The 11,945-nt window shown below is 70.2% G+C and carries 10 protein-coding genes; 5 read left to right on the plus strand and 5 right to left on the minus strand.

Annotation, left to right across the window (positions count from 1 at the left end):
• Positions 1-147 precede the first annotated feature (147 nt).
• Positions 148-1,299, plus strand: coding sequence for a serine hydrolase domain-containing protein (locus A37U_RS0130505; protein ID WP_020500469.1), 1,152 nt, complete (start codon positions 148-150; stop codon positions 1,297-1,299).
• Positions 1,300-1,889: 590 nt separating this feature from the next.
• On the opposite strand, the gene A37U_RS0130510 is transcribed toward A37U_RS0130505, so the two are convergent.
• Positions 1,890-2,486, minus strand: a complete 597-nt coding sequence (locus A37U_RS0130510; protein ID WP_020500470.1) for a TetR family transcriptional regulator — start codon at positions 2,484-2,486, stop codon at positions 1,890-1,892.
• Positions 2,487-2,598: 112 nt separating this feature from the next.
• Between A37U_RS0130510 and A37U_RS0130515 the strand changes: the two genes are divergently transcribed.
• Positions 2,599-3,384: an SDR family NAD(P)-dependent oxidoreductase gene (locus A37U_RS0130515; RefSeq protein WP_026197763.1), complete on the plus strand. Its 786-nt coding sequence runs from the start codon at positions 2,599-2,601 to the stop codon at positions 3,382-3,384.
• A gap of 50 nt (positions 3,385-3,434) precedes the next feature.
• Here A37U_RS0130515 and A37U_RS0130520 read toward each other — a convergent pair whose 3' ends face one another.
• Genes A37U_RS0130520 through A37U_RS0130530 form a run of 3 tightly spaced genes read right to left on the minus strand, consistent with a single transcriptional unit; the run spans position 3,435 to position 7,202 of the window.
• Positions 3,435-4,475: an alcohol dehydrogenase catalytic domain-containing protein gene (locus A37U_RS0130520; RefSeq protein ID WP_020500472.1), complete on the minus strand. Its 1,041-nt coding sequence runs from the start codon at positions 4,473-4,475 to the stop codon at positions 3,435-3,437.
• A 39-nt stretch (positions 4,476-4,514) separates the two neighbouring features.
• Complete coding sequence (locus tag A37U_RS0130525) at positions 4,515-5,420, minus strand: NAD-dependent epimerase/dehydratase family protein (protein ID WP_020500473.1); 906 nt, start codon at positions 5,418-5,420, stop codon at positions 4,515-4,517.
• Positions 5,421-5,468: 48 nt separating this feature from the next.
• Entirely contained in the window at positions 5,469-7,202 is a 1,734-nt protein-coding gene (locus A37U_RS0130530; protein WP_040589112.1) for a 3-ketosteroid-delta-1-dehydrogenase, read from the minus strand.
• A gap of 237 nt (positions 7,203-7,439) precedes the next feature.
• Here A37U_RS0130530 and A37U_RS0130535 point away from each other — a divergent pair, with 237 nt between their 5' ends.
• The 3 genes from A37U_RS0130535 to A37U_RS0130545 all read left to right on the plus strand — a co-directional run bounded on the left by A37U_RS0130535 (position 7,440) and on the right by A37U_RS0130545 (position 10,975).
• Positions 7,440-8,909 (plus strand): FAD-dependent oxidoreductase, encoded by a 1,470-nt coding sequence (locus A37U_RS0130535; protein ID WP_020500475.1) that lies wholly within the window; start codon positions 7,440-7,442, stop codon positions 8,907-8,909.
• Positions 8,906-9,979 carry an Ldh family oxidoreductase gene (locus A37U_RS46190; protein WP_020500476.1) on the plus strand — a complete coding sequence of 358 codons (1,074 nt, stop codon included), beginning with the start codon at positions 8,906-8,908 and terminating at the stop codon, positions 9,977-9,979. Before A37U_RS0130535 ends, A37U_RS46190 begins: the two co-directional genes overlap by 4 nt.
• A 156-nt stretch (positions 9,980-10,135) precedes the next feature.
• Positions 10,136-10,975, plus strand: coding sequence for an alpha/beta fold hydrolase (locus tag A37U_RS0130545; RefSeq protein WP_026197765.1), 840 nt, complete (start codon positions 10,136-10,138; stop codon positions 10,973-10,975).
• 74 nt (positions 10,976-11,049) lie between these two features.
• Here the strand turns inward: A37U_RS0130545 and A37U_RS0130550 are convergent, their stop codons facing one another.
• Positions 11,050-11,853, minus strand: coding sequence for an SDR family NAD(P)-dependent oxidoreductase (locus tag A37U_RS0130550; RefSeq protein WP_020500478.1), 804 nt, complete (start codon positions 11,851-11,853; stop codon positions 11,050-11,052).
• Positions 11,854-11,945 lie beyond the last annotated feature (92 nt).

Consider the following 11,945-nt stretch of genomic DNA (forward strand, 5'->3'; position numbering starts at 1 on the left):
CGTCTCGGACAGCGGGAATCCGGCTCGACCGGGCGCCGAATTCTCGTAGTTTCCGGATGGCGGCCGGTTTCCGCGCGCCGCCACGGCCACGATGACACCCGCGGAGCGGCGAGCAGTGCTCGGCACCGCCCATTCCGGAGGTTGCGGATGACCGATACGGCTACGGCCGACCGGGTGAACGAATCGGTGGGCGCGGCCATGCGGCACGCGCTCGAACTCGGCGAGACCGGAATCCAGGTGGCGGCATACCGACACGGGGAACTGCTCGTCGACCTGAGTGCGGGCATCGCGGATCCGGCCACCGGGGCGCCCGTCCGCCCGGACACCCTCTTCCACGTCTTCTCGGTGTCGAAAGCGGTCACCGCCACCGCCGTGCACGTGCTCGCGGCCCGGGAGGCGCTCGACTACTCGGCTCCCGTAGCGCGGTACTGGCCTGAATTCGGCGCGAACGGCAAGGGACGGATCACCGTGCAGACCTTGCTCAGCCATCGGGCCGGTATCCCCTGGATGCCGGACGGGGTGACACCGCGGCTGCAGGCCGACTGGGCCTGGATGATCCGGCGGATCGAAGCACTCGCACCCGCCTTTCCGCCAGACACCACGAACTGCTATCACGCCCTGGTGTGGGGGTGGGTCGTCGGAGAACTGGTGCACCGCGCCGATCCGGAACATCGCGACTTCCGGACCTTCGTCACCGAGGAGTTGTTCGCGCCGCTCGGCATCGAGGACATCCACTTCGGCCTGCCCGAGGATGCGGTGCACCGCCGTGCCCCGGTACTCGGCGGGGAACCGCCTGATTCGGCTTCCGGGGAACACTTCCTCGGCATGCCGAGAGCGGTCTATCCCGGCGCGGCCGCCTTCAATCTGCCGGAGACCCTGCGCGCGGTGCATCCCGGTGCGGGCGGCGTGGCCACCGCGCGAGCGATGGCGCGGTTTTTCGCGATGCTCGCCCAACGTGGCGAACTGGACGGGGTCCGGGTGCTGCCCGCCCGGCTGGTCGACCGGTTCTGCACCCCGCGCGAGAACATGGCCGGACCGGACCGGTATCTCGGCAAGCCCGCACCCATCGGCGCGTACGGCTACTGGCGCGGCGGCGCGGGAGCGCACCCGGTGGTCGGCGAGCATCCGGCGCTGCTCTATCACCCGGGCGCCGGTGGTTCGATCGCCTGGGCAGAGCTGGACACCGGACTGTCCGTGGCGATCTGCCACAACGGCATGCATCCCGGAGCTGTCGACCCGGACCGGCACCCGTTCGTCCCGATCGCCGACGCCGTCCGGAGATTGTGCCGCACGTCCTGATGCCATCCGCAAGTCCCGGCGCTGCAGTCGTTCCGCGCGCCCCGCCGACGACCACAGAGGAGAACCCCGCCATGTCCACCGCACGTGAGGAGCTCGTCGAGCTGACCCGATCGGTGGCCGGTGCGGTCGGGCGCACCGGCGTGCGCCAGAAGCGGATGCGCGTTTTCCGGACGGCTGCGCGCGGCGGTGGACGAGCTGGAGCGCAGTCGCCTCTCCGGGGTCCCCCGGATGTCGTTCACCGAGGCGGTCGGCGCGCCGCAGTACACCTGGCAGAACCACGATCCCGCTCTGCCCGGTCACCTGGACGAGGGCCCGGCCGGAGTCATGCACGGTGGGGTCTCGGCCTGGCTGCTGGATTCGCTGCTGTCCAGTTTCGTGCAGTACCACGGGATCCCCGGCGTGACCGCCACGCGCACGGCGGACTGCCGAAGGCCGATCCCACTCGATCGCGGGCTCACCCTCACCGGCCGTCTGGACGGGGTCCGCCCCACACAAGGCCAGCGCGACGGGCACGGTGGCGGTCGAGGCACGTGGCGTGTTCGTGCGCCGGAAACAGCGGCGATGAGACCGGCTGGCCACTGCCACCGCGTTCAGGGGGCGAGTCTGCGGAAGCAGCGCACGGCGAGCTCGGCGGGTGAATCGGCTTCGGCCTGTTCTGCTGCCCATGCTTCGAGGGCGACCCTGATCGCGTCCGTGGCCGCCGCCGCGACCAGCCGCAGTTCGAGCTCCCCGGTTTCGGCCGCGATGCCCGCCAGCACCGGGACCAGCAGTGTCTCCGACTCACGGTTGACCCGGTACCAGACCTCGGCGAGGGAGGAGTCCTTCGCGGCGGCCCGCAACAGCCGTCGGGTGCGTTCGAGACGGTCCGTCTGGTCGGTGTCCTGCGGCGTGAGCGCCCCGCGGATGGCCTCCTCGACCGCCGGAAGCAGCCGCGCGCCACCGGGGGTGTCCGCGAGCCGGGCGCGCCACATGTCCCCGCCCACGGCAAGAGCCGGTGCGACGGCGTCCTCTTTGCTCCGGAAGTAGCGGTAGAAGGTGCGCAGCGAAACTCCGGCCGCACCGGCGATGCCCTCCGCCGTCACTTCCCCGGGACCGTGGTCGGCGAGCAGCCCGAAGGCCACCTGTGCGATGTCGAGGCGGGTGGCGGCCTTGCGCCGTTCGGTCAGGGAAAGGTTCCGGTTGTCCACGGACCAAGACTCTCAGACCAGCCAATGTGACACACCATGCATATCTGACACGTTTTGCCACTACGGCATACACTGGACATGTAGGTTCGGATGAGCCAAAGAGATGAGAACCATGAATCGTTTCGAAGGACGCCGGGTGCTGGTCACCGGGGCCGGTTCCGGCATCGGCCAGGCGAGCGTGCTGCGGATCCTGTCCGAGGGCGGGCGGGTGGTCGCGGCCGACCGCAGCGAGGCGGGCCTGGCGGACACCGTGTCCAAGGCCGGGGCCGGTGCGGACCGGCTGACCGAGATCGTGCTGGACATCGGGAACGAGCAGTCCGTGCGCGCGGGCGTGGCGTCCGCGGTGGACGCACTCGGCGGCCTGGACGCGCTGGTGAACGCGGCGGGCATCCTGCGCTCCTCGCACACCCACGAGACCTCGCTCGACCAGTTCGAGCAGATCCTGCGGGTGAACCTGGTCGGCACCTTCCTGGTCATCCGCGAGTCGATCCCCGCACTGCTCGAGGGCGAGCGGCCGGCCGTGGTGAACTTCAGCTCCACCTCGGCGACGTTCGCCCACCCGTACATGGCCGCGTACGCGGCGAGCAAGGGCGGCGTGCTGTCCATGACCCATGCGCTGGCCGCGGAATACGCCAAGCAGGGCATCCGCTTCACCGCCGTGCAGCCGGGATCCATCTCGTCCGGCATGACCGACGGTTCCGGGCAGAGCAAGGCCAGCACGGGCCCCGGGCTGCCCGAGGACGCCGACATGGCGCTGTACGCGAAGCTGCAGCCGGCGATCGGTCAGGGTTTCGCCGGTCCGGAGACGGTCGCCTCCGTGGTCGCGATGCTGGCCAGTGAGGATGCCGCTTTCATCACCGGAACCGAAATCCGGATCGACGGGGGCACGCACTACTGAATGGTTCCGCGCGGTCGTCACCACCGAAGCCGACGGGGAACGGAGCGGCTTCACGGTACGGCAACGACCCGGCCGATCAGCTGCCCTGACTCCAGTCTCCGGTAGGCGTCCTCGATATCGGCGAGCGCGAACACCTCCGTCGGATTACTGATCGCGCCGGTCCGCGCCAGTTCGATGACCGCGCGTGTGTCGGCTATATCGGATCCCTGGAAAGTGAACACCTCACCGTCGCGCGGCAGCCCGGAAAACCAGTTCCCACCGAAACCGCCACCGCCCGCACCGACCAGTCCGAACGCGCCGCCCGCGGCGAGCGCGCCGAGCCCGGCGGCGATCGAACCGTCGGTGCCGACGAAATCGAGCACCACATCGGCCCCGGCGCTGCCGGTGAGTTCGCGGATCCGCACGGCCGTGTGTTCGTCCACACCGTGGATCGCTTCGTCCGCACCGAGTTCGAGCGCCTGAGCGCGCCGGTTCTCCGCGTGGTCGACGACGATGGTGCGCGCGGCACCGAACAGCCGCACGTACTGCACGGCGAACCTGCCCAGTCCCCCGGCGCCGAGAATCACCGCGGTGGCACCGGGTAGCAGCCGGGAGCGCACCCGCCGGACCGCGTGATAGCTCGTCGAACCCGCATCGGTCAGCGGGCCAGCGGTCACCGCGTCGAGTCCGCCGAGCGGCAGCAGATCTCTGGGATCCTCGACCAGGACGTACTCGGCCAGACCGCCGTCTCGCCCGTATCCGCGTCCGGCGCTGCCGCCTGGGCACGCGTTGTCCTGGCCGGTGATGCAGTACCGGCAATGCCCGCAGGACGCCGCCGCGACGAGCGCCACCGCGTCCCCCTCATCGAGGCCCAGCTCGGTGTGCGGGCCGATCCCGGCGATCCAGCCGGTGGTCTCGTGGCCGAGGGTGAACGGCATCGACCAACCCAGCGGTTCCCCGAACTCGGCGGGGATGCCGATCATGCCCAGATCGGAATGGCAGAGCCCACATCCGGCGACCTTCATCAACACCTGTCCCGGTCCCGGCACGGGCACCGGGACTTCGCACAGTTCCGCGGCGCCCCGCCAGGACCGGATTCGATACGCCTGCATCAGCCTTGTCCTTTCGACTGCCCGGCGAAGCGGCGCCGGTCACCGGTTGGCTTCCACCATGCGACGGAACCCGGTCCGCCACGAGACCGTGCAGATCGGCCCACCCACCAGTTCGCGCAGCTTGCCCGCATCGGGGCACACTCCCATGATCGCGGCCTCGGAGTGCCGCACGCTCGCCTCGCATCCGGCAAGGCGTGCGAGGTATCCGGTCCACTCCGCGATGCCGACCTGCTCGTCGCCGCACCAGTTCACGATCGTCGGCGGTGTGCCCGCCGCGCCGAGCAGTATGGGCAGGGTACGCACCATGTCGTCGAGGTGGATCGGGGCGAAGACATCCGGAAAACCCGGATGCACGGCCACCGGTTCCCCGTCGAGCACCGTCCGCAGATGCATCAGCGGGAACCCCGTGTGGTCGCCGTAGGGAACGTTCAGCCGGGCGATGGTCACCGGCAGCTCGAACAGCCGGGCGCAGGAGCGCACCACCGCCTCTGCGGCGATCTTCCCGATGCTGTAGGTCGGGAAGACCTCGCGCATGCAGTCCCCGAGCGGATCGTGTTCCGCCCGTGGCTGCGGATGCGGCGCGTAGACCGCGGTCGAGGAACAGTGCAGGAAGGCCTCGGCATCCCGGTAGCGGGACACCAGCATGGCGGCCGGTTCGACGTTGTTGCGGTGCGCCCGCTCGAAATCCGGCTCGGTGAACAGGTCGACGGCGAAGTGCAGGACGTAGTCGGCATCGGGCAGTTCCTCGGCGAGCTCTCGCGGTGTGCGCGCCGCGAGGTCGATGGTCAGCGGCCGGACTCCCGCCGCTTCGAGGCGTTCTTTCGCGCCGGAGTCGCCGAACCTGGCCGCTCCCCACACCGTGTTGCCGACCGCGAGTGCGCTCGCGACCGCCGAACCGACGGCACCACTGGCCCCGGTGACGAGGATTCGCCTGCCGGTGATCATCCGGTTTCCCTCCCTGATCAGTGGCCTCGGCCGGATTCCGGATACCGGTCAGGACCGGGCCGCGGCGGGTGCGACCGGCGTGTCCGAGCGCATCCGCCCGGCTGCGTGCCGCGCCACGATCGTGCCGTACACCAGCCCCTGGCCGATGGTCGCGCCCGCGCCCGGATACACCTTCCCGAACACGTTCGCGGCGGTATTGCCGATGGCGTAGAGCCCGCCGATCGGGGAACGGTCGGCGCGCAGTACCCGGCCCTGCCCGTCCGCCCGTAGTCCACCGCAGGTGCCGAGATCACCGAGCACGATGCGCACCGCGTAGAGATTCCCCTGCAACGGGCGCAGATTCGGGTTCGGCGTCATGCTCGGATCGCCGTAGTAGCGATCGTAGGCGCTGGCACCACGGCCGAAGTCCTCGTCCACCCCGGCCCCGGCCAGTTCGTTGAACCGCCGCATCGAGGCGGTGAACCGCTCGGCGGGCAGCCCGATGCTGCGGGCCAGCGCGGCCGCGGACGAGGCCTGGTGCGCGATACCCGCCGCGAACCAGCTCTGTGGCAGCGGCATCCGGGGGAACACCCCGGCGGCGAACACATAGCTGTTGCGGTAGCGCTGGTCGAACACCAGCCACATGTCCCCGACCGGATCACCGGCGCGCTCCCGCCCGAGCACGGTCTGCCCGAAGCTCATGTAGTCGGTCGCCTCGTTGACGAACCGGTTCCCGTTCTGGTCGACGAGCAGCGAACCGGGCAACGAACGCTCCGCGAGCAGGACCAGCGGATCCTGACCGGGCAACGGGGCGACGGCCGGGAACCACCATGCCTGGTCCATGAGGTCGAGGTCGGCGCCCGCCTGCTCACCCGCCCGGATGGCATCCCCGGTATTGCCCTTGTTGCCCAGGCTCCACCCGGCTTCCAAAGCCTCCGACTGGTAGGTGTGCCGCCAGGCCAGGTCGTGGTCGAAGCCCCCCGCGGCAAGCACCACGCCGCGGCGCGCCCGCACCGTGACCATGCGGCCGTCCTGTTCGAGCACCGCACCCGTCACCCGGTCGTCCTCGATGAGCAGGTGCCGTAGCGAGGTGCGCGTCCACACCGGGATTCCGGCGCGCAGCACGCCCACGTAGAGCCCAGCGGCCAGCGCCTGTCCACCCGCCACGTACTCGCGGCCGATGAGCTTGCCGCCGATGCCCTGGGCGACCCGGCGCAGCGCCTTCGGGAAACCCTTGCGCGGCATGCGGAACATCAGGTTCATCCACTTGTAGTCGAACCCGGTGATCGGCATCGGCAGCGGTGATTCCAGCGAGGAGGGCCGCAGGCGCGCGCGTTCCTTGCCGAGCACCCCGAGATCGAACGGGAGACATTCGCAGGTGCGTCCGGCCGCGTTACCACCGGGCAGCTCGGGGTGATAGTCCGAGTAACCCTTGCTCCACATGAACCGCATCGGGGTGCTGCGTGCCAGCATCCGGACCGTTTCGTCGCCGTGGCGCAGGAAATTCGTCCACCGCTCGTCCGGCGCGCTACCGTGCACCGCGGCGCGCACGTACTCCTCGGCCCGCTCCGGCGAATCGATCGCCCCCTGCTCCGCGAGCAGCGAACTCGCCGGTATCCAGAAACCTCCGCCGGACCGCGCCGTGGATCCGCCGACATAGTCGGTCTTCTCCACGATCAGCGCGCTCAACTCCTGCTGCCGCGCGGCGAGCGCCGCCCCCATCCCGGTACCGGAGCCGACCACGAGCAGGTCGACCACGGTGTCGTGCGCTCGAGTCGGCGGTGGTGGCGTACTCGCATGCATGGTCTTCTCCTCATCGGGTCATGGGGTCATCGCGTCGACGAGCGGGTGACGGGAACCTTCTCCGGAGCTCACCATCGGCTTACGGTCCGGGAAACCTCTGTTCCCACTCATCGGGACCGTCGTCCGCTTTCCCGGTGAGCGGGACAGTCGATTTTCCGCGGATGCACCGCTGGGGATCCTGGAAACCCGGTAACGGTGGAAGGGACGACGATGGCCGCACAACCGCAACGCACTGTCATGCCGAGACACGTCGACGAGATCGGCTCCTTCGACCTCGAGACCGATGTGCTCGTGATCGGCTACGGCTGCGCGGGCGCCGCCGCGGCCCTGGAAGCCGCACGCAGCGGTGCACGGACGATGCTGCTCGAACGGGCAGGCGGGCCCGGTGGCTCCTCGGCTCTTTCCGGCGGCGAGATCTACCTCGGCGGCGGGACCCCGATCCAGCGAGCCTGCGGCTTCACCGACACGCCCGAGGAGATGGCCAAGTTTCTGCTCGCCGCTCTCGGCCCCGATGCGGACGACGAGAAGATCGGCCACTACGCCGAGCACAGCGTCGCGCATTTCGAGTGGCTGACCGAACACGGAGTGCCGTTCAAGCCGAGCCTCTGGGACTCGCCGAGCTGGGTGCCGCCGAGCGACGACGGTCTCATGTGGATGGGCGAGAACAGCTGGCCGTACAACGAGATCGCCGTTCCGGCACCGCGCGGGCACCGGCCGACCGCCGAGGGATTCGGCGGCCGGCTGCTGATGGAACGGCTCGCCGCCGCGGTGTCGGCCGCGCGAGTCGACGCCCGGTTCGACAGCTACGTCACCAATCTGGTGCTCGGCGCGGACCGCGGGGTGGCCGGTGTCGTGGCTCGAAGGTACGGCGCGGAGTTCACCGTCCGTGCCCGGAACGGCGTCGTGCTCACCACCGGTGGTTTTGTGGACAACGAGGAAATGCTCGCACTGCACGCGCCGCAGCTCGTCGGCCTCGGCAAGAACAGCGACGGCGCCGATGATGGCCGCGGCATCCTGATGGCGCAGGCGGCCGGCGCGGCGGTGAAACACATGTCCGCAGGCCAGATCGGCATCTCGCTGATCCCGGGGATGATCGCGCGCGGCATGATCGTGAACGGCAAGGGCCAGCGGTTCATCAACGAGGACACCTACCCCGGCCTCGTCGGTCAGGCGGCGCTTTTCCGCCAGGGCATGGACGTCTGGGTGATCATCGACGAACAGGGCTACGAGGCGATCCCCGAGGCGGAACGCTGGGGCGTACGGCCCACCCAGGTCGCCGATTCGCCCGGGGAGCTCGCCGAGCTCATCGGTCTGCCTCCCAGCGCGTTGCGCTCCACCGTCGAGGTCTACAACCGGCACGCGAAAAACGGCGAGGATCCCCTGTGTCACAAGGATTCCCGCTGGCTGCGGCCATTGTCCGCACCGTTCGCCGCGATCAGCGTTGCGGCGGGTATGAACGCACCGGCCGAAGGCGGAGTCGAAAGCGGCAAGGGCGCGTCCGTGTTCACCATCGGCGGGCTGCGCACCACCGTCCACGGCGCGGTCCTCGACCTCGACGGGGCGGCGATCCCCGGGCTGTTCGCGGCGGGCCGGGCCACCTCTGGGCTGCATTCCTGGGGTTATGTCAGCGGCACCTCACTCGGCGACGGCACATTCTTCGGCCGGTATGCCGGGCGCGCGGCCGCGGGCGGGAACGGCACCCCGTGACCGAATCCGCCCGGCGGTTCGCCGTCGACGAACTGCATGCCTTCACCGCGGCCGTCTTCGAAGCACTCGCCGTGCCTGCCGAGGACGCCGCCCGTACGGCGCGGATCCTGGTGGACGCCGACCTTTCCGGGATCACCACGCACGGTCTGTCGAACCTCGCCGAGCACTGGCACTACGTCCGGGGCCTGCGCGCCGGGGTGGTCGAACCGTGCCCGCGGATCGAAGTGCTCCGGGAGACCGGGGCGACCGCGGCGCTGGCCGCGGGCGCCGGACTGGGCCCGGTGGTGGCCGACCGGGCGATGCGGATGGCGATCGACAAGGCCGAAGCCCACGGCGTCGGCACCGTGACGGTGCGCGACGGTCGTCATTTCGGTGCGGCGGGTTATTACGCCAGAATGGCCGCCGAATGTGGCCTGGTCGGGATCGTCATGGCGCACACTTCCCCGAGCGGCGTCCCGCCCGGGGCGACGGTCCCCGCGGTCGGCACGAACCCGATCGCCATCGGTGCACCGATTCCCGGCGCCGCCCCGTTCGTGTTCGACATGGCCGTCACCGCGGCGGCCGGGACGAAGGTGCTCAACGCCGCCCGGGATGGTCGCAGGCTCCCCCCAGGGCTGATCGTGGACGCCGAGGGACGCACGACAACCGATCCAGGGCGGTCCGCCGGTCTGCTGCTGCTCGGCGCGGGAACCGGCGGCGGGCACAAGGGTTTCGGTCTCGGCGTGATGGTGGACATCCTCAGCGGGCTGCTCTCCGGTACCGGTACCGGTCTGTTCCAGCAGTACGGTCCGGAGTGGCGGATCGGCTACTGGATGTCCGCCTGGCGCATCGAGGCGTTCACCGATCCCGAGGACTACGCCCGGGAGGCGAGCCGGATGGCGGAGGGCCTGCATGCGCTGGACCCCGCGCCGGGAACCGCCGGCGTGCTGCTGCCCGGCGAGCGGGCCGCCCGCTGCCGGGAGGAGAACCGGTCCGGTGGCGTGCCGCTGCACCACGCCGTGGTGGACGGCTGCCGCTCGGTCGGCGCGGACCTGGGAATCCCGTTCCCCGCGCCGCTTCCGGCCACCTGAGCCGGGCCCGGCTGCGGCGCCGCGCGCCCGGACCGTCCCGCTCAACGGGAGGGCGCCGGACGCCGCACCGCGGCGGACCTAGCATCCCTGACGGCAGCAGGACCCGTCGTGTCCGGACAACTCCGGACCCCTTTCGATTCGGCAGGTGATTCCCGGATGACGACCGTTGACGTTGCTTCGCGGACGAGTCGCGGTGCGTACACGTTGAACTACCACGAGGCGGGGTCCGGTCCAGCGCTGGTCATGCTGCACGGCTCGGGGCCGGGCGTCTCCGGGATGTCGAACTTCGCGGCGAATCTCGGTCCGCTTTCCGGACATTTCCGCACCATCGTGCCGGACATGCCGAGCTTCGGGGACAGCCCGGCGGCCACGTACAGCAGGCCCTATCCGGAACATGCGGCGGACGCGGTGATCTCGCTGCTCGACGATCTGGGCATCGACAAGGCGCATCTGGTCGGGAACTCGATGGGCGGATTCGTGGCACTGGAGACCGCCTTCCACTATCCGGAGCGGGTGGGCCGGATGGTGCTGATGGGCCCGGGCGGGATAGCGGCGGAGCTGTTCTCGCCGCCGGTATCGGAAGGTGCGAGGCGGCTGTTCGAGTTCATGGACGCGCCTTCCGAGGAAGCGATGCGCGCCTGGGTGGACACCATGGTCTCCGACCCGTCGACGGTGTCCGCGGACGTGATCCGGGAACGCACCGAACGCGCGCTCGCCCCGGGAGCGATCGAGCGGATGCGCGCGGTGTTCGGTTCGCTCGGCAATCCTTCGGCGCACGGTCCGATGTGGACACGAGCCGACCGGATCGCCACACCGACCCTGGTGACCTGGGGACGTGACGACCGGATGTTGCCGCTGGAGGGCGCTTTCTTCGGCGTGCGCCGGATGCCTGCCGCCGACCTGCACATCTTCTCCCGCTGCGGGCACTGGGCGCAGGTCGAGCGCAAGACCGACTTCGAGCGGCTGACCGTCGAGTTCCTGAACTCACCGGCCTGACCTTCGATCACCGGCCTCCGGCTCCGCGGTGGGATCTCCGCGCGGCCGGAGGCGTTTCGTGCCCTGACCGGCGGTCACGCCTGATCGTCCCCGAGGGCCGGCGGCGAGAGCCGGTCGTTCGCCGTGACCCCGCCGTCGACGAACAGGGTTGTCCCGGTGACGAACGCGGCCTCCTCGCTGAGCAGGAATCGCACCGCCCCGGCGACCTCCTCCGGCTGCCCCAGCCTGCCGAGCATCGCGTCCCGGTTCATCCGGTCCGAGCGCGCGCGATCACCGAGGCTGCGGCGCAGCATGGGGGTCTCGATGTAGCCCGGGCAGACCGCGTTGACCCGGACACCGGCGGGTCCGAGCCGGGCGGCCAGCGACCGGGTCAGGCCGAGCAGCCCGGCCTTGGATGCGCTGTAGGCGGGGATGCCGCCCTGTCCGAGCGCCGCGTTGATCGAGGAGATCCCGACGACGGCGGATCCCGGAAGCGCCCGGAGGTCCTCTTCGAGTGCGGCGCTCAGATAACCGTAGGCGGTCAGGTTGACGTCGAGAACTCGCCGCCACTCGGCCGGATCCAGCTCGGTCAGCGGCCCCGAGTCCACGATCCCCGCCGCGTGCACGAACCCGCCGATCCGGCCGACGACCGAGCGTGCCGTGTCGAGCGCGGCCGGATAACCGTCCACTTCGGACACATCGATCGCGGTGGTCTGTACGGGGACCTCCAGTTGCCCGGCCACCACGGCCAGTCCCCGTTCGTCACGGTCCCAGAGGACGACCGGCCGTCCGCGGGCGGCCAGCAGCCGCGCGCAGGCGGCACCGATGCCGGAGGCGCCACCGGTCACCAGGACCGGGCTGCGCGGGGCGAAAGCCGCCTCCTCGGATTTGCTCGGCATGATGTGCTCCCTCGGATCGGTCTTGGTCAGGTTTTCCGGCCGCTGATCGCGAACCGGCCGCGCGAAAGAGAGAATCGCTCCGGCTTGCCGGA

The organism is Sciscionella marina DSM 45152, assembly GCF_000379465.1.
Lineage (GTDB): Bacteria > Actinomycetota > Actinomycetes > Mycobacteriales > Pseudonocardiaceae > Sciscionella > Sciscionella marina.

What these genes read in the sequence shown, in the direction of transcription:
- A37U_RS0130505 (WP_020500469.1), top strand. Translation starts at nt 148, where the DNA reads ATGACCGATACGGCTACGGCCGACCGGGTGAACGAATCGGTGGGCGCG.
- A37U_RS0130515 (WP_026197763.1), top strand. Translation starts at nt 2,599, where the DNA reads ATGAATCGTTTCGAAGGACGCCGGGTGCTGGTCACCGGGGCCGGTTCC.
- A37U_RS0130520 (WP_020500472.1), bottom strand. Translation starts at nt 4,475, where the DNA reads ATGCAGGCGTATCGAATCCGGTCCTGGCGGGGCGCCGCGGAACTGTGC.
- A37U_RS0130525 (WP_020500473.1), bottom strand. Translation starts at nt 5,420, where the DNA reads ATGATCACCGGCAGGCGAATCCTCGTCACCGGGGCCAGTGGTGCCGTC.
- A37U_RS0130530 (WP_040589112.1), bottom strand. Translation starts at nt 7,202, where the DNA reads ATGCATGCGAGTACGCCACCACCGCCGACTCGAGCGCACGACACCGTG.
- A37U_RS0130535 (WP_020500475.1), top strand. Translation starts at nt 7,440, where the DNA reads ATGCCGAGACACGTCGACGAGATCGGCTCCTTCGACCTCGAGACCGAT.
- A37U_RS0130545 (WP_026197765.1), top strand. Translation starts at nt 10,136, where the DNA reads ATGACGACCGTTGACGTTGCTTCGCGGACGAGTCGCGGTGCGTACACG.
- A37U_RS0130550 (WP_020500478.1), bottom strand. Translation starts at nt 11,853, where the DNA reads ATGCCGAGCAAATCCGAGGAGGCGGCTTTCGCCCCGCGCAGCCCGGTC.